The sequence below is a fragment of the Paraburkholderia sp. BR10954 genome (assembly GCF_040965775.1).
Lineage (GTDB): Bacteria > Pseudomonadota > Gammaproteobacteria > Burkholderiales > Burkholderiaceae > Paraburkholderia > Paraburkholderia youngii.
Genome location: NZ_JBFRCK010000002.1, coordinates 424,045 through 440,449, shown reverse-complemented (window position 1 = coordinate 440,449; position 16,405 = coordinate 424,045). Strand labels below are relative to the sequence as shown.

Annotated in this window: 14 protein-coding genes and 1 pseudogene; 11 read left to right on the top strand and 4 right to left on the bottom strand. The window is 59.3% G+C overall.

The annotated features are described in order from the left end of the window. The first annotated feature begins 9 nt into the window (after positions 1 to 9). The 6 genes from AB4Y34_RS04730 (at position 10) to AB4Y34_RS04705 (ending at position 6,388) form a co-directional block, all read left to right on the top strand. Positions 10 to 1,029 carry a class I SAM-dependent methyltransferase gene (locus tag AB4Y34_RS04730; protein WP_368715373.1) on the top strand — a complete coding sequence of 340 codons (1,020 nt, stop codon included), beginning with the start codon at positions 10 to 12 and terminating at the stop codon, positions 1,027 to 1,029. Next, on the top strand, positions 1,029 to 1,997 hold the full coding sequence (locus AB4Y34_RS04725; protein ID WP_368715372.1) for an acyltransferase family protein: 969 nt from the start codon (positions 1,029 to 1,031) through the stop codon (positions 1,995 to 1,997). The genes AB4Y34_RS04730 and AB4Y34_RS04725 overlap by 1 nt, the downstream gene beginning before the upstream one ends. Positions 1,998 to 2,238: 241 nt before the next feature. Next, on the top strand, positions 2,239 to 3,282 hold the full coding sequence (gene gmd, locus AB4Y34_RS04720) for a GDP-mannose 4,6-dehydratase (RefSeq protein WP_368715371.1): 1,044 nt from the start codon (positions 2,239 to 2,241) through the stop codon (positions 3,280 to 3,282). A gap of 607 nt (positions 3,283 to 3,889) precedes the next feature. After that, the gene (locus AB4Y34_RS04715) at positions 3,890 to 4,981 is read left to right on the top strand and encodes a glycosyltransferase family 4 protein (RefSeq protein ID WP_368715370.1); all 1,092 of its coding nucleotides are present in this window, start codon (positions 3,890 to 3,892) and stop codon (positions 4,979 to 4,981) included. A 17-nt stretch (positions 4,982 to 4,998) separates the two neighbouring features. Then, positions 4,999 to 6,105, top strand: a complete 1,107-nt coding sequence (locus tag AB4Y34_RS04710) for a glycosyltransferase family 4 protein (RefSeq protein ID WP_368715369.1) — start codon at positions 4,999 to 5,001, stop codon at positions 6,103 to 6,105. Positions 6,106 to 6,259: 154 nt separating this feature from the next. Beyond that, the gene (locus AB4Y34_RS04705; protein WP_368715368.1) at positions 6,260 to 6,388 is read left to right on the top strand and encodes a winged helix-turn-helix transcriptional regulator; all 129 of its coding nucleotides are present in this window, start codon (positions 6,260 to 6,262) and stop codon (positions 6,386 to 6,388) included. A 458-nt stretch (positions 6,389 to 6,846) separates the two neighbouring features. Here AB4Y34_RS04705 and AB4Y34_RS04700 read toward each other — a convergent pair whose 3' ends face one another. The 3 genes from AB4Y34_RS04700 to AB4Y34_RS04690 all read right to left on the bottom strand — a co-directional run bounded on the left by AB4Y34_RS04700 (position 6,847) and on the right by AB4Y34_RS04690 (position 11,298). Next, complete coding sequence (locus AB4Y34_RS04700; protein ID WP_368715367.1) at positions 6,847 to 7,092, bottom strand: hypothetical protein; 246 nt, start codon at positions 7,090 to 7,092, stop codon at positions 6,847 to 6,849. A 47-nt stretch (positions 7,093 to 7,139) separates the two neighbouring features. Beyond that, positions 7,140 to 7,316 (bottom strand): hypothetical protein, encoded by a 177-nt coding sequence (locus AB4Y34_RS04695; protein ID WP_368715366.1) that lies wholly within the window; start codon positions 7,314 to 7,316, stop codon positions 7,140 to 7,142. A gap of 160 nt (positions 7,317 to 7,476) precedes the next feature. Next, complete coding sequence (locus AB4Y34_RS04690) at positions 7,477 to 11,298, bottom strand: beta strand repeat-containing protein (RefSeq protein ID WP_368715365.1); 3,822 nt, start codon at positions 11,296 to 11,298, stop codon at positions 7,477 to 7,479. Positions 11,299 to 11,701: 403 nt separating this feature from the next. On the opposite strand from AB4Y34_RS04690, the gene AB4Y34_RS04685 reads away from it, so the two are divergent. The 5 genes and pseudogenes from AB4Y34_RS04685 (at position 11,702) to AB4Y34_RS04665 (ending at position 15,692) form a co-directional block, all read left to right on the top strand. After that, entirely contained in the window at positions 11,702 to 12,481 is a 780-nt protein-coding gene (locus tag AB4Y34_RS04685) for a Crp/Fnr family transcriptional regulator (protein ID WP_368715364.1), read from the top strand. A gap of 147 nt (positions 12,482 to 12,628) precedes the next feature. Further along, positions 12,629 to 12,862: a hypothetical protein gene (locus tag AB4Y34_RS04680; protein ID WP_368715363.1), complete on the top strand. Its 234-nt coding sequence runs from the start codon at positions 12,629 to 12,631 to the stop codon at positions 12,860 to 12,862. 357 nt (positions 12,863 to 13,219) lie between these two features. Beyond that, entirely contained in the window at positions 13,220 to 13,660 is a 441-nt protein-coding gene (locus AB4Y34_RS04675) for a cyclic nucleotide-binding domain-containing protein (RefSeq protein WP_368715362.1), read from the top strand. 72 nt (positions 13,661 to 13,732) lie between these two features. Then, complete coding sequence (locus tag AB4Y34_RS04670) at positions 13,733 to 13,999, top strand: helix-turn-helix domain-containing protein (RefSeq protein WP_368715361.1); 267 nt, start codon at positions 13,733 to 13,735, stop codon at positions 13,997 to 13,999. A 189-nt stretch (positions 14,000 to 14,188) separates the two neighbouring features. Continuing rightward, positions 14,189 to 15,692, top strand: a pseudogene (locus AB4Y34_RS04665) (mannose-1-phosphate guanylyltransferase/mannose-6-phosphate isomerase). A 241-nt stretch (positions 15,693 to 15,933) separates the two neighbouring features. Here the strand turns inward: AB4Y34_RS04665 and AB4Y34_RS04660 are convergent. Then, complete coding sequence (locus AB4Y34_RS04660; protein ID WP_368715360.1) at positions 15,934 to 16,134, bottom strand: M35 family metallo-endopeptidase; 201 nt, start codon at positions 16,132 to 16,134, stop codon at positions 15,934 to 15,936. Positions 16,135 to 16,405: the final 271 nt, after the last annotated feature.

Below are 16,405 nucleotides of genomic sequence, written 5' to 3'. Positions count from 1 at the left end.
GGAGCTGGCATGCGTCGCATCACGACCTGGTTGAATCAGAGTTACCGGTCATTGAAGGCTTTGCCATTTCTGGCACACCGGCTGGCGCGGCTGGAGTCGGCCGCTATCGAACATGACGGTCACGTCGACCGGCTGGCGTGGCTGGAATCCGCCGTCATCGAACATAACGGGCGTTTTGACCGCATTGAGGCATTGCTTGCACTCATCGAGCGACGGCTGGACCACCTGGAAGCCGCAAGCGATGAGGCGCACCGCCAGCTGGCGAAACTCACGCCCCTTCAGCGCCTTATCCATGACGAGCCGTTGGCGTTTGCCTGGATGGCTCCTCCACCCAATTGGATTGAGCGTGCCGAGGAGCGCATCGGCCGCCCCCTCGCGACGCTGTCGCCCGAAGAACGCGAACAGGCGTTCTACTCCTATTACGCCGAGATGGGGGGAGACCATAGCCCCATCCTGCGCCAGCAGTATCAGGCTTACCTGCCCCTATTGCACAAGGCGGCTGGTGCGGGCAGCAGGGTGCTCGACATCGGCTGTGGTGCAGGAGAATTCCTCTCTTTCCTGCGCGAGGCGCAGATACCCGCTGTCGGGGTGGATCTGTCCGCGTCCGAGGTGCACCGTGCCGTCGCTGCCGGGCTCAATGCCGTGCACGCGAGCGCCGAGGACTTCCTGCGCGACACGGACGAGCAGTTTGCCGGTATCACGATGTTCCAGGTCATTGAACACCTCGCGCCCGCGCAGGTCCTGCCAACGCTCGAGGCCTGCGTGAAACGCCTGATGCCCGGCGGAGTGCTGCTGGTGGAAACCATCAACATGCGCCACCCGCAGTCCATCAACGGGTTCTACACCGACCCCACCCACCAGAAGCCGCTCTCTGACAACTATCTGGGGTTTGTCCTGCAATGGCTGGGGCTACGCGATGTGGGTGTGATCTACACGCTGCCCGAGCCTCTTGCGGGCGTGGGCACGGATGAACCGCAGCGGCTGTACGCGAACTACACAGTGTTCGGTTTTGCACCTCAGGCGCTCTGATGGGTACCCTGCGCTATCTGCTCGCGAGCCTCGTCCTGCTGAGCCATCTTGGCTACAGCGTGGCTGGCCTGAACCCCGGCGTGGTAGCCGTTGTCATCTTCTACCTGCTCGCTGGTCATGTCGTGGCAGGACTGTGGCAAAAATGGCAGTCCCACCCTGCCGCGGCGGGTCGCTTTTACGCAGACCGCCTGTGGCGCATCCTGCCTCAATATTTTTGCGCACTGCTCGCCGCCACGGTGCTGTGGCGGGCCGGCGCCCAGTCGCCCTTCCTGCTGCGCAGTCCCGGTCTTTTCGAGTGGCTGGCCAACCTCCTCGTCATCCCGTTGGGCTACTTCATGTACACCGGGTTTGACAGCTTCGTGCTCGTGCCACCAGCCTGGTCGCTGGCCGTCGAACTGCAGTTCTATCTGCTGGCCCCGTGGCTGCTGCGCCTTTCACCACGGCGTTGGGGGCTGACCATGCTGGCCAGCCTGACCGTCTTTGCTGCGGCCCAGCTACAGTGGCTTGATACGGATCATTTCGGCTATCGGCTGTTGCCAGGGGTGCTCTTTATCTTTCTGGCCGGTGGCGCAATTCGGCAGACCCGCCTGCAGTCCATCCTGCTCGCATTGTGGCTGCTGATGGCGGCTTACCTGCTGGTGCTGCTGTTACATGGACCGGCCGTCCCCTATAACCGTGAAGTGGCGCTCGGGCTTGTGCTGGGACTGCCCCTGCTGAAGATCCTGCGCGGCGTGCGCCCGACAGGCGTCTGCGAGAGCGTTGACCGGCTGCTGGCGAACCTGTCGTACGGCGTGTTTGTGTGGCATTTTCCCGTCCTGTGGTCGCTCCATGTGCAGCCTGGCGCAGTGCGTCCAGTTCAGGCTGCAGCCGTCCTTGCGCTGAGTTCCCTGCTCGCACTCGTGACCCATTACGGGCTGGAGCGGGCCGTCTGGACAAAGGTCCGGCGTTTTGAACGGCTATCAGCATGACGAGGCGAGAAGAAAATCACCCACCTGACGAGACAGTCTTTTGTCGCGAGATTGTCGTCCGTAGTGAGAAGCAGATTGCATGATCTCAAACCCGTGAAACTGGCTGCAGGTCGTGACAGTGCTGGGGTGCTTCGGTCACATCGTACCGTTGCGTCGTCCCGATATGGCAGCCGCAGATCCCCTTTGATACTACCCACCATGAAATCGTAAAGGACTGGATGCAGCGCATCCAGGAACAACCATGACAACCAAACACGCATTGATTACTGGTATCACCGGACAGGACGGCGCCTATCTCGCGCAGTTGCTGCTGCAAAAAGGCTATGAAGTGTCGGGGCTTGTGGCTCGTCGCTCCACGGACACACTGTGGCGGCTACGCGAGCTCGGCATTGACGCCGATGTCAGGCTCATCGATGGAGATCTGGTCGATTTATCCTCGCTCATCCGCAGCATGGAGACTTCCCTGGCTGATGAAGTCTATAACCTCGCCGCCCAGAGCTTTGTCGGTGCCTCGTGGAACCAGCCGCTGCTGACCGCCCAGGTGACAGGCGTAGGGGCAGCCAACCTGCTGGAAGCCGTGCGCATTGTCAATCCGCGGGCACGCTTTTATCAGGCATCGACCAGTGAAATGTTTGGCCTGATCCAGGCGGAAAGACAAAGTGAAACGACGCCTTTTTACCCGCGAAGCCCATATGGCGTTGCCAAGCTGTACGCGCACTGGCTGACCGTCAATTACCGTGAAAGCTTCGGCCTGCACGCGAGCAGCGGCATCCTTTTCAACCATGAATCGCCGTTGCGCGGAATCGAATTCGTTACCCGCAAGGTGACCGATGCCGTCGCCCGCATCAAGCTCGGCCTGGCGAGCGAGCTTCGCCTTGGCAATATCGATGCGAAGCGCGACTGGGGATTTGCCGGGGACTATGTTGAGGCAATGTGGCTGATGCTTCAGCAGGACACGCCGGACGATTATGTCATTGCGACGGGACACACCACCACGGTACGTGAAATGTGCCGGATTGCCTTCAGCCATGTGGGCCTGAACATGGAGGATCACGTCGTGATCGATCCGGCCTTCTTCCGCCCTGCCGAAGTGGACGTCCTTCTTGGGGACCCTGGGAAGGCCCGTGCGCAGATGGGCTGGGCGCCTAAAACCTCGCTCGAACAGCTGATCGCAATGATGGTCGAAGCCGATCTGCGTCGCGTCTCATATGCGCAGTCCAATACCAAAGCAGGACTGGCGCATGGGTACACCGTCCAGCGGGAAAGGCCAGAAGCCTTTGCTTGACGCCTGTATGCACCGCATGCCCGCGCTCCCGTTCGGGGCAGTCGCCGCGAGATCGGTGCGCAAAACGCCCGAGCGCGCTCCGAGAGCTCACGACGAAACGTGAGGGCTGCATGCCACGCCTTCCCGGCAAAACGGTGGTACAGACAAGCATGAGCAGATCAATGCAACCCATATTTTCCTGCGAGTTTCATCGCATGATGCGCACGCGCAAGCATCTGTCGCGTCCACTTTTGCTGCCCGGAAAGCAGGTCCCGCTTTCTACTTCCACGCGGATGGAGCCAGCTGGGCACGCGTGGGCTGTCATTCAGGACGACCAGAAATTGGTTGCCGCTGCGGAAGACTTCTATCCCCGCGACAGCCTTGTGGCGATCGGTAATGCGCGAAACAGCACATCGCAGTGGCCCCCCGCCCCCCAGTCGGATCGTTCGACTGGCCGTTTTGCGACCCTCGCCCGGGGGTGTCTGGGTCATCAATCCTCGCCACTCCTGCTGTCAGTCACGTATGCCTCGTGGGCCGGATCAATAAAACCATTCTCGCGAAAGCCGGCAGGCAGCCGGTACGTTCGGATCATGTCCAGTAACGTCCGTATCGGCCGACTGGAGCGCAGATGCTGATCGGTATTGATGGCAGGTCATTTACGGGGCATGCAGCAGGCACCGCACGGTACATAGCCGGCCTGTGCCGGGTGCTAGATGACGCGCTGCCGAAGGCGCATTTTGCCGTCTTCAGTAATGTGCCCATTACGTTGCCGGTAGACGGTCCACGATGGTCCGTCGTGGAGGACCCCAAGGGCTGGGGAGCAAAACTGTCGCCGTTCGAATGGTACATGCTGCGGGCCGGCGCGCTCGCCGGCCAGTACGGCGTGGACGTTTTCTGGGGTGGTGCAAATTTTCTTCCACTGCGGCTGCCGCGTCAGGTGCGCGCCGTGATCACCGTGCACGACGTTGTGCACCGAATCTTTCCTCGCAGCATGACGCGCAAGCACCGGCTCGCCTATCAGACATTGTTCCGCCCGTCATTGCGGCGCGCCGATGTCGTGCTCTCCAATTCGGCCGGCACATCGATGCGCCTGCGGGAATTCGGTTACCGGCCTGCGGACATGGTGGTACGGCCCGCGGCATCTGGACTATTCGTGCCGCCGGCAATGCAGGACATTGTCCGCATGCGTGAACAGCTCGGCATACCCGGCGCGTATCTCGTGTCGGTATCGACGCTCGAACCGCGCAAGAATCTGGACGGGCTGGTTGAGGCGTATCGGCAGATGTGCGAGTCCGGCGAACTTGTGGGTATTTCACTGGTCCTCGTCGGGCAGAGCGGATGGAAAAACGGGCGCCTGAACACCGCGATTGCAGCACCCAAGGATAGCGTTGCCTCCATTCACCTGACCGGGTATGTGCCTGAAGAACTGCTGCCTTCCCTGTACGCGGCAGCGGAGGCAGTCGTCATGCCGTCGATCTACGAAGGCTTCGGCATGCCGGTACTGGAGGCACGCCTGTGCGGCGCCCGTATTGTCGCGACCGATCTACCCGAAACGCGGGAAGCCGGCGGCGATCAGGTGATCTACGTGCCGCCAACGGTCGAAGGCATTCAGGCCGGCATTCGTGCGGCACGCACTGGCGCGCGCTGCAATCCACGTTGTGCGGACGTTCCGCGCTGGGAGCAGGAAGGACTCAAGCTGGCACGGGTGCTGGCCGGATAACAACTGACCGAAGAATAATGAGAATTTGTATTGATGCGACCGGCCTGGGCAGTGTCAAGACAGGGACTGCCGTTTATGTGACGGAGATCCTCAAGTGCTGGAACGCAGACTCGAGCCTGGACCACGAATTCGTGATTTTCGCCAGTCCCAAGACCGTTCCATACCTGCGCAATATTGGGCTGGACCGGCGCTTTCACTTCATCGACGCCCCGGATCGGAGGGCCATCCGCGTCTTTTGGCAACAGCTGGCGCTGCCCCGACTGCTGCGCAGGCTGCGTGCGGACGTGCATTGGGGAAGCGGCTTCATCCTGCCACTTCTCGCGAACGTGCCAACGGTTGTCACGGTCCACGATCTGAGCGCCAAGCTTTTCGCGGGCGTTCACGAGCCCGTCAAGCGCTGGTATTTTCCGAAGATGACGGGCGCGGCCGTACGCAAGGCAAAGCAGGTCATAGCAATCTCTGCATCGACCGAGCGTGATCTGCACACGCACTTTCCGGTCAGCCATGGCAAGACGGCCATCACGCTTCTGGCGGCACGCGAGCTTAGCGATGCCGGTTCCAGCGACGCCGTGCCGCCAGGCTTTGCGCCTGCACGTTATCTCGTTTGTCTCGGCACCGTTGAACCACGCAAAAACATCGCTCGCCTGCTTGAGGCGTGGCTGGGTATCGATGAGCGTCACCGGCAAGGCATCAAGCTTGCCGTCGTGGGCGTGCGTGGCTGGATGATGGATGATCTTCTCGCCCGATACCAGGGCGACACCGGGTCGATCACTTTTACCGGATTCATTGACGATTCTGCACTGAAACGCCTGATGCAGGGCGCTATCGCACTCGCGTACCCTTCCCTCTATGAAGGTTTTGGTCTGCCCGTGCTCGAGGCCATGGCTCAGGGTGTGCCGGTGCTGACCAGCGATGTGGGTGCGACGAAGGAAATTTCGGCCGATGCGGCGCTGCTTGTCAATCCGATGGACGTCAGTGATATCCGCGGTGGACTGTTGCGTCTGCTCAGTGACACGAGGCTGCGACAGCAATTGGCAGAACGTGGCAGGCAGCAGGCAGCGAAGTTTTCATGGGACCAGACCGCGCGCGAGACGCTCCGCGTGATTGAAGCCGCGGCAGCCTGAGCACGGTGAGCGCAAAAGGCCACGATCTTGGCATGACAAGCCACGGCTCTTCCCGTTGCGTCAGCACTCCGAGTTGCAGGGACGGCAACGCGGGATAAACATGGCATGCTCGACGACTTTGCCGGGAGTGCGAATGTCGAATAGAAGGTCACCCATGCGTCAAATCACGGAAATGCTGCGCCCGCGCTTTGTGAGCGAGCGCAGCCAACGCGAAATCGCGACGACGATCGGTTTGTCGAGTGCGACGGTCTGGGACTATCTGGATCGTGCCCGGCGCGCGTAATTGGACTTCGGGAAGGCGATCGCGTTGGACGAGGCGGCGCCTGCGGCACTTCAGTTCGATGCGGCGAGCACTGCGGACACTGATGCCAGCCCACCGACCACTTTTTTTTGCGTGAAAGCTGCTCTATAGCGTCAGCCAAGTGACCGGGCTGCTTCTACCGGGCGCGGGGCGCTGAGGCGATAACCCTATGCCGTCGTCACGACTGTCCCGTGGCGATATGGCAACCTCGGCAACATGGAGACACAACCGGATTGTCGCCGCTGCCAGCCTGACTAGCGCCTTCCGGTGATCCTTCTGCGTCCAGTCGCATCGCGATGTACTGGCTCGTCGAGTCAATCTGCCAGACGTGGACCGGGTACGAGCCAAGGAGCGTTCACGTCTATTTCGTTTGGCGGACAGTTCTTTGGCGCGGCATTGTGGAGATTCTCAAACCGGGTGGTCCGCAGACGAACGCCAGCTTATCCCGCACCTTCGGCGGCTCGGGCCAGGTCGGTGGTCCGCTGCAGTTCGAGCTCCCGCAGCGCCATATTCAGCTCGACGACCAGTTCCTGAGCCTGGTCGCGCGTCAGAAGGACGGTCTGTATGCTCTGTCCCATGTTACTTGCGTCCGAGAGCGCCCGGCCAATCAGGCGAATGGCGGTCTGCTCGTTCGTTGATTCGGCGTGAACCTTCCAGCGCCCCGTAGGGATGAGTACCTGCGGCATTATGCGTTCCCCGGCATGTTAGGGCCTTGGTGCTTGTAGCGTCTGATTCATATTCGTTCGAGCGCCTTCTCAATGCGGTCGAAGATGGCACGCTGCTGCAGGTCGTCCGTTGACAGACTCCCCTGAATGGTTTTCAGCGTGTCGATGAGAACCCAGTTTGTCTTCCATAGCGCCACCATGCGCGCGTCGTAGCCAAGTAACTGCCCCCGGTTGAAGCCGTGCATATCGAGGTGCAATAGGAAAAGACGACAGCGGTCGTCGCGGAAAACTTTTCTTAGTTATCCAAGCGATTCAAACGAAAAAACCCCAACCCGGGTGAGGGGCGGGGTTTGAACACCCTCGGGCGCTAGCCCGAGGGTAGTCCGAGGTCTACTTATCGGCTGATTACGAAGCCAGCACGACGTGGCCTGCGGTAACTGCACCAGCGGTGAGCGTGTGCGTACCGACCAGCTCAATCAGCGAGTCAGCTGCGACTTGCGCGCCTGCAGCCGTGTGCTCGAGCACGTACGTATTGCCACCGTACTGGAAAGAAGCCACGTTGCCTGCAACGTTGGCATCAGCGAAGGCAAGCGCAGCAGCAGCCGACAGCGTCGACGCAGCCGTAATTGCGGTTTGCTGAGCTGCCGTCAACGTCACAACCGTCTCGCCCACGATGGCACCGAAGTTGATTTGGTCGCCTGCAACTGCACCCGTGATAACCGTGTTAGCAGCTCCAGCGGCGGTCGTACCCGATGCCGAAACCACGATTGCGTCAGGACCCGTAGCAGCGGTGTGAGCGCCCAACGTGATGTTGTACGTGCCAGCACCCGTGCCGGTATGCACATCAATCAGGTTGGAACCCGTACCCACGGTGATGTTGACATTGCCGACCGTGGTCTTGTCGGTGATGAGGTTGTTGCCGTTACCGAGCGTGATGCTGTCGGTGACACCAGCAAGAGCACCACCCGTCAGCGTGAGGTTGACGTGTGCATTGTCGGTTGCACCCGACACCGTGACGCCGGTCGTTGCGCCCGTGGCAGCTGCCGCTGCAGGAGCCGGACCGCCAGGAGCGTCCGCGTTCAACGCGACATTGCCATTCAGGTTCAACGTCGTCAGGCTCGTATCGGCGTTAAACGTGCCAACAGACGCCGTACCCGTGCCAGTGTTCGCAATCGTCAGGATATGGCCCGTAACGCCTGCGAGCGTACCCACGCTGGAGTTGCCCGTACCGCTGAACGTCAGCGAACCGAGATTAGCGTCCGTGAAAGTGCCCACGGTCACTGCACCACCGCTGGTGTTGTTGATGGCAAACGAAGTCGCCTGGGTGGTTTGCTCGTTCAGCGCCGTAATCGTCAACCCATGAGCGCCGCTCACGTTGAGGTTCGCCAAGCCATTGTCGATAAGAACCGGGATTGTGTTGACAGTCGTGCCCGTAGCCGTACCGTTGCTCACCACATTCAGGGTACCAATACCGACCGCGTTAGCATCTTCCAACATCAGACCGCCTGCAGCGCCGCCAACCGAAATGCCGTTGGTTTGCGATGTACCCAAGGTCAAGTTCAGCGAGTCGGAGGCACCCGTTGCATTTGCGACTTGATAAAGAACCGCCGCAGCCGTCGCACCTTCAACTGCCGCAACCGTGCCGCCGGTGGATGCCGACGTTGCCTCGATGGTCAGCGTGGTACCACTCGCCACATTGGTGAACGAATCGCTACCGGTACCGGCCGCAATGGCCTTCAAATCAATCGCGTTGAAGCCTTTCAGCACCGCCATGTTATAGACTTCAGCGGTGGCTGCCGTGTTGCCAGACACGCCCAGCGTCGTGAAGCCCGTCACGTTCGTGACCGTCTTCGCGCCGGCACCCGTGAAGGTCGCCGCATCGCCATTCAGGACGATTTCGTTGTTGGTCGCCGAACCGCCCGTGATGGCCTTAGCAGCGTCAGCAGAAATCGTGATGATATCCTGGCCCGTCGAACCCGTGAACGACTGGGTCGCACCGTTCAGCGTGGCAGTGATGGCGCCGCTCGAGGTCGGGGCAAACGACGTGATTTGCGTACCCGAGATATCGCCGCTGAAGCCAGCGCCGCCCGTGACCGTCAGCGCCTTGACGCTGTTACCAAGCGCCGTCGTCACGTTAAGAGTCTGCGTGCCCGATACATTCAGCGTCGTCAGTGCCGTGTCGGTGATTGCGCCCAGCGTCGAAGCCGTCGCGCCACCGGTGGTCACGTTCAGCGTCTTGACATCGCCCGTGGTGTCGGTCGAAGCGATGGTCAGGCCCGTCGTATCCGTGAACCCGTTTAGATTGACGCCGAGCGTCGTGAACGGCGTGGCGCCCAGATTTTCGATGGTCAGGCCGCCCGTGCCCGAACCGGCCAGCGTGACGCTGTTCAGCACCGTGCTGTTGATGAACGAATTCGCACCGTAGTTATCGAGCGACACCGACGTGATAGTGTTCGAAGCGTTGCTAACCAATGCCCCTGCGAGGTTGGTCGTACCGACGCCACCAACTGCCACCGTGTTCGCGGTCACGGCGACGACGCCAGGCACTCCCGCCGTTGCAGGCGTTGCCGGAGTGGCAGCACCGGCCGAGAAGCCGGGGCCACCTGCCGCACCCGGCGTACCCGCCGAAGCCAATTGCGCGGCCTTCGCAGCAACAGCAGCCGTCACCGTTTGGTTAACCACCACGGACGTTGCCGTACCGCCATCAATAACCGTCACCGCACCATCTTGCGCCGACGCCAGAGCCGTTGCGTCAGCCGCCGCGCTTGCGGTCACCGTATCGTTAACGACGATGGAGGAGCCGCCCGTTGCAACAACAGCAGCACCAACGATGGTGTGCGCAGCCGCATCGGTAACATTGGTCGTGTTGTTGACCGTGACCACGCCGGTTGCACCGCCGGTCGCATTGATGGTCCCAGCTTCCACTGCCGTGGTAGCGAAGCCGGCATTTTCGGTAGCGTTGACGGTAACCGCGGCCGCGCCGGTAGCGGCGACATTGCCAAACGTGGTGCCCGTAACACCGCTCGTCTGCGCAACAGTCACGTTCACAGCGCCAGTCGGAGGCGTCGTGCCGCCGACGATGACATTTCCAATGACCACGTTGGCACCGGAGCTAGCGCCCGTCGCATTAACCGTAACGGTGGAACCACCATCAACCGTGGTATTGAGGCTGGGCGCTGCGGCTGCGCCGGTTGCCAGCGTATTGGTGACGTTCACGGCAGTCGTGCCGGCCGCCTTGATGACGTCCGCGCCGGTCGAAGCGCTGACGTTGAGGTTGTTCAGGCCAGTCCAATTGGACGTGTTGACCGATGCGGCGGTGGCAGATTGAATATTTGCCGTCTGAACACCGCTGACGTTGATAGTCGGAATAAGACCCGAGCCCGAAAGGCCTTGGTCAATAATATTCAGCGTGTTGCCAGTACCTTTAGCCGCGATACTGTCAAGGTTGTGCAGAGTGTCATTCGTACCGCCGGTCGTGCCAACCACGGCATTGATAACGGAATTGCCACCGGTTGCCTGAACGTTATTCGGACCCGTAGTGAGCGTGTACGTCGAGCCAACGAAATTGCCGCCAAACGTTGCGATAACGGCCGTGGTGGTCGGCGAACCCGACAGGAAAGTCTTTGCAGCAGTAACCGATGCGGGATCGGCCGTGACGCCGTTCAAGATAGCCTGCGATGCCACGTATGCCGGGTCCTTGGCGAGCGACGCCAGGTCATTCTGGTTCGTGGACGTCGCCATGTTCGAACCGGCACCGAGAGCCTGCGTGTAGCTCAGTGCAACGTTCGAACGGTTGGTCAGATATGCTTGACGTTGAAGTGCAGCGGTCGCCTCAGCTTGAGTGATTGTACCGGCAGTCACTTCCGCGTTGATGGCGTCGACCGACATGTTCAGCACGCCATGCACAAAATCTGCGACGACCTGCGCGCGCGATTCGCCATTGTTCAACAGGTTCGTCCAGTAAGCCAAACCTGCTGCATCGGGCGCAGTGCCACCGATATTCTGGTAAATCGCAGTGACGAACGCGGAATTGCCGTACGTGCCGTAAGTGGCAGCGAAGCTCGGATTATTAGCAAAACCCGCGGCAATATTCTCGGTCAGCGCGATGCCGGACAAGTTGGAATTCTGTGCTGCCGCTTTCCAGAACTGCAGGCCCTGCTGATCGGGGCTTCGCCCGAAGAATGCAACGTAGCATGCTGCAATGGTTTGATCGACCGAAACCGTCATGTGAATTCACCTCTAGATTTAGATAACAACGTTTTTCTTTAACCAAAAACTTTTCAGCATTGAGCAACACATCTGAGCTGTTACGGTTACAGAAGGCACACATACAGGGACGAAATTCTCAGCCATCCTTCTGTCGTGTGCAATAGATGATCAATGAGGATACGTCATATTGTTGTGATGACGATCACACGTTTTTGATTAAATATGACGCCGCTATGGTGCCGTCGTCGTTTTTGGTTTCGGCATCAGGACCAGTGCGTAAGGCACTGAACAAATTGAGCTGCAAAAAGAGTGACAACCGTCACATCTATGATTTTGTCGTTTAATGTGATCGTCATCACAACGTTTCTCGTCGGCGAAGTTTATTGTTCCGCGTGCCACAGACCAGAGCATAATCCGAGAGATGTTAAAAGAAGATAGAAACGGCAGCACGGATCAGACAAAAGCTGTCGATCTCCTTAAAAAGCAGACGCTGCTACGTAACGTCTCCGACGATGTGATAGAAGAAATCAGCCGGTCCATCCGGTATCGACGCTTTGGCAAGCGCGATACTGTTGTTCACAAAGGTGACGCCGGCTCCTCGTTGCTCATGCTGATGTCCGGGCGACTACAGGTGATTGCGCTTTCGGAAGACGGCCGGGAAGTCGGACTCAATTTTGTCGAGCCGGGCGACTATTTCGGCGAACTATCGATCATTGATGATGGTCCGCGTTCGGCGTCGATCATCGCGACGACTGAGTCGGTGGTCGGCTTTCTGGCCAAGGCGCAAGCGCAGGCGCTGTTCTACCGGAATCCGGCCGTGGTGGAAGCGCTCATGCAGCGGCTATGCCGCACGATCCGGCAGGCATCGAGCTATCGCTCGATGCTTGGTCTCTCACGAGCCTATGCCAGAGTATATTCAGTGCTCGAAGCATCGATGAAGAAGGACGCCGATTCTGGCCTCGTGACGATCGAGAACCTGCCGAGTCAGCAGGCGATTGCAATCATGGCCAACGTCAGCCGCGAAACGGTGTCGCGTGCGATCGGTTCGCTCTTGACAAACCAGGTCGTCGAGCGTGAGCGCCGACGTCTGGTCGTTCTTGATACTGCAATGCTCGCAAAGCTCGCCAAAGGTGAGGCGGAACTTCAGTTACGCGATAGGGCCGGCTCGGAGTCAAACGAGATCGTCCGGAAATTCGGCTGACAAAGTGCGCGCAGGCACCCCCGCCCCTCAAACGCCCCGATCCCGCGCTTTACCGCGACCATCATCGTCGCTGCAGCAGGTAGTGAGCAGACAAGTGCATGACCTCGCGTTAAAATTGCTCACTTCATTCGTCAGGAGTGTACTCTCATGCACCAGCCCGCCGATATTGCGGAGCATCACGCCGAATCGGACCCGCAAGACCAATCGATCTGCCCTGAAGCTCATGGGTTCCTGAACCAGTCGTACGATTCGCTCGACAGCCTGCTGCGTGACATCACGCATTCCACTCGGGAGCAACAAGTGAATCACGCCGGTTCCGCAGACGTGAGCTTGATTGGACAGCCTGAGGGCCTCACATTTTTTGGCCATCTGTTCCTCTAAAAGTGCCCCGCACTCGCGACACGAGTCCCATGAAACTTCTGGTACCTCGGTAACAGCGCTAGCAATCGTCCGCAAGCCTTCCTACCGGTATCGCACTCTCTGACGCCATCCGCTTCGGCGGCCGATCAACTCGACGCCATGCGTGTTCGCTGTATGATGATCGCCGCGGTCGGCTCAGGGTGGTGGAACGGAGGCACCGGTGCAACGGCGCTATCCGACAACCTGACAATGCCAATCCGGCAACGATTAGTCAAATTTCGTAATTGAGATGTGACGGCGGTCACAGATTCCGGCGCTCGATGCGCATATTGTCATGCGTGCCTGAATCAGCAAATTACGATTGAGATAGATGTCTAGATGTCCACCGAGGAAGAAAGGATCAATTGCAGCCCCTTAATGGCCATCGATCTCTTGAAACGACAAAAGCTGCTATGCAACGTTGACGAAGAGGTTATTGACGAGATCAGTCGCCATATTCGCTATCGCCGCTTCTCAAAGCGGGAGTTCGTCGTTTACAAGGGCGACACCGATTCGTCTCTGCTGCTGTTGATGTCCGGCCGCCTGCAGATGATCGCGCTGTCGGAAGACGGCCGCGAGGTGGGACTCGATTTCGTCGAGCCGGGCGACTATTTGGGCGAGCTGTCGATATCGACGGTGGTCCTCGCTCGGCTTCGATCATTGCGATCACGGAATCAGTGGTCGGCTTTTTGCCGAGGATTCAGGCCCAAGCGCTGTTTTTACAGCAATCCCTCAGTGAAGGAGGCGCTATTGCAACGACTTTGGCGCACGATTCACTAGGCTTCGAATTGCCGGTCGATGCTGGGTCTGACTCGCGCATACGCAAGGGTCTATTCAGTGCTCGATGCGTCCATGAAAAAGAACGCAGGCGGCCTGGTGACGATCGAGAATCTATCCAACCAACAGGCCATTGCGATTATGGCAAACGTGAGCCGCGAAACGGTGTCGCGTGCAATACGCTCGCTAATCGACAGAATGGTGATCGAACATGACTATCGACGCCTGATCGTTCGCAATGCCGCCATGCTCACCAAGCTTGCAAGAGGCGAGGCGGAGCTGCAGCTACGCGCGAAAGCCGTGGGCGAAAGCGCCACCGCCGAACAACCGCCCCTCTCCTGAAACCAAGAAGACTGTTCCTTCACCGTGCCGTGGCACCGTCTGCTTCACACGGACGGCTTTCTTTCCGACAGTAACTGATCCAACCCGGGTCCGGCACACGCATGGAGGCGCCTACAGGAGCGTCGCTTATCCGGCGTATTGCGTCGGCACTTACACCTACCGCCTCCGGGTGGTACTGAAGAAGCAATAATGGAAATGACGTCCGCCGATCTCAGCGAGACCCGACAGCGCGCCGTTGGCGATGACCGCGCCAAAGCTCATGACCAGGCGCCCGTGATTCTCCCGGTGATCCTCGCGGGCGGCTCCGGGACTCGGCTCTGGCCGCTGTCGCGCGAAGGCTTCTCGCCAACTCCGCGATGCGGCTCGATAGCCTTGCCCCCTGCCGCCAATCGAGGGCTCGTGGTCTGCGCAGAGGAACACCGCTTCCTTGTCGTCGACGAGCTGAAGTCGAGTGCGCGAGACTGGCAGCTAATAGTCGAGCCGGTTAGCTGCAATACCGCGCCCGCCCTGACTCTCGCAGCACTAAAAGCCTGCTTTGACGGCCGCGATCCAGTGCTTATCGTAACCCCCGCCGATCACGCAATTTCCGATGTGCCAGCGTTCGAGCGGGCGATCCGTGCAGCAGTGCGGCTGGCTGCAGCCGGCTAGATCGTTACATTAGGTGTTGTACCGGACCGTGCGGAATGCGGATACGGCTATATTGAGCTGGGCGAGCCCATCGCCATTGATGCGGCAAGCGGCGCGCGTGCCCTGCAGCGCTTTGTTGAAAAGCCTCATCGCGACGTGGCGGCGACCTTCGTGGAAGGCAAGCGGCACTGGTGGAACAGCGGCATTTTTGTGATGCGAGCATCGATGTGGTTACGCGCAGTCGAGTTGTTGCGGCCCGACATCGCGCGAGCCTGCAACGCTGCGTTCGGCCGCGCAAGCGCCGATCTCGAAACTGTGCGCATTCCGACAGATGCATTTGTCTCGCGTCCATCGGAGTCCATCGACTATGCGGTCATGGAACGCCTTGGCGACATTGGCGTGGGCGCTGCTGTAGTGCCGCTGAATGCAGGCTGGTCCGATGTCGGTTCGTGGGACGCAGTATGGAGCGCATTACCCCCAGGACGAATCGGGGAATGTCTTGCGCGGTGATGTGGCGCTGAAAAATTGCTCTGGCACTTACGTCCATTCCGAAGGCCGGCTGGTCGCCTGCGTTGGTGCGAGCGACCTGATTGTCGTGGAAACAGCCGACGCAGTGCTCGTTGCTGACAGGCACCACGCCTAGGATGTCAAGGCCGTCGTAGGGCAGCTCAAGGAGCGTGGCAGCAGAGAGGCAAAGCATCACATGAAGGTTCATCGGCCGTGGGGCCATTATGAATCGGTCGAACAGGGCCCACGGTTCCAGGTCAAGCGCATCGTGGTCACGCCGGGGGCTGCGCTCTCGCTGTAGCTTCACTATTACCGTGCGGAGCACTGGATCGTGGTCAGCGGCACCGCACGCGTAACCCGCGGCGAAGAGTCATTTCTGCTCGCGGAAAATGAATCGACCTTTGTGCCGATAGGCGTCAAGCATCGGCTCGAAAACGTCGGACGCCTGCCGCTCGAGATGATCGAGGTTCAGTGCGGCAGCTATCTCGGCGAGGACGACATTGTACGCTTCGACGATCACTACGGCCGCGACTACCGGGATGATAGGACAAGCCAATGAGACGATCTTGATCGCAGCGCGGCGGAGTTGTTAGAGCTTTGTCGCGGAGAATCAAAGATCGAGCGAGATCGATATGAACGGGGAGTCCGACACCGCGATACCGACAAGCCGCACAGGAATTCGACCGTGTTGCCTGCCTTCTCGAATCCGCGGCATAAATATTTCCACTGCGCGCAAATCAGATTCGCGAACAAGGTAGAACTTGTTCGCCGGCACTAACCCCTCGCTTTCAGTTTCTTGCTCATTTGATATTTCGCCCATCGAACGTTGCAACATAGCCGGTTATGTTGTCTGCATTCCTGATCGCGAGAGCCGGGTTATGCTTCGCAAAGAACATCGCTCCCGATTCGGTATCCGTATACGCCTCATCGATGGAATTGAAAGTATCCGTGAAATGGGTGCATTCGTGAATCAACGTCTTGATCTTGCACTCATGAAACAATTCGCCATGTGAAATACTGCAAAACTTCGAATAGATAGCGATAACGCCCTGTTGGAATCGGGCTTACCCATTCCGTGTCGCGCATGAAAATGCCCCGCCGAAGCGGGGCAAACCTCACGCGGACAGAATCGACTCAATCACGACATGTCGCAGGTTTAACGTAGTGTCTACTGCCCCCTACAGCACTTGTTGGGACAATCAGGCTCAAACGACATTTCGACACGCCGACCGTTTTCGACATCGTTCTTCGAGTAGACACGTGAACTTGTTT

Bases quoted from the DNA above. Each gene is read 5' to 3' on its own strand.
- gmd (WP_368715371.1), top strand. From the start codon at position 2,239: ATGACAACCAAACACGCATTGATTACTGGTATCACCGGACAGGACGGC.
- AB4Y34_RS04685 (WP_368715364.1), top strand. From the start codon at position 11,702: ATGTTAAAAGAAGATAGAAACGGCAGCACGGATCAGACAAAAGCTGTC.
- AB4Y34_RS04705 (WP_368715368.1), top strand. From the start codon at position 6,260: ATGCGTCAAATCACGGAAATGCTGCGCCCGCGCTTTGTGAGCGAGCGC.
- AB4Y34_RS04690 (WP_368715365.1), bottom strand. From the start codon at position 11,298: ATGACGGTTTCGGTCGATCAAACCATTGCAGCATGCTACGTTGCATTC.
- AB4Y34_RS04670 (WP_368715361.1), top strand. From the start codon at position 13,733: ATGAAAAAGAACGCAGGCGGCCTGGTGACGATCGAGAATCTATCCAAC.
- AB4Y34_RS04695 (WP_368715366.1), bottom strand. From the start codon at position 7,316: ATGCACGGCTTCAACCGGGGGCAGTTACTTGGCTACGACGCGCGCATG.
- AB4Y34_RS04680 (WP_368715363.1), top strand. From the start codon at position 12,629: ATGCACCAGCCCGCCGATATTGCGGAGCATCACGCCGAATCGGACCCG.
- AB4Y34_RS04730 (WP_368715373.1), top strand. From the start codon at position 10: ATGCGTCGCATCACGACCTGGTTGAATCAGAGTTACCGGTCATTGAAG.
- AB4Y34_RS04725 (WP_368715372.1), top strand. From the start codon at position 1,029: ATGGGTACCCTGCGCTATCTGCTCGCGAGCCTCGTCCTGCTGAGCCAT.
- AB4Y34_RS04715 (WP_368715370.1), top strand. From the start codon at position 3,890: ATGCTGATCGGTATTGATGGCAGGTCATTTACGGGGCATGCAGCAGGC.
- AB4Y34_RS04675 (WP_368715362.1), top strand. From the start codon at position 13,220: ATGTCCACCGAGGAAGAAAGGATCAATTGCAGCCCCTTAATGGCCATC.
- AB4Y34_RS04710 (WP_368715369.1), top strand. From the start codon at position 4,999: ATGAGAATTTGTATTGATGCGACCGGCCTGGGCAGTGTCAAGACAGGG.
- AB4Y34_RS04700 (WP_368715367.1), bottom strand. From the start codon at position 7,092: ATGCCGCAGGTACTCATCCCTACGGGGCGCTGGAAGGTTCACGCCGAA.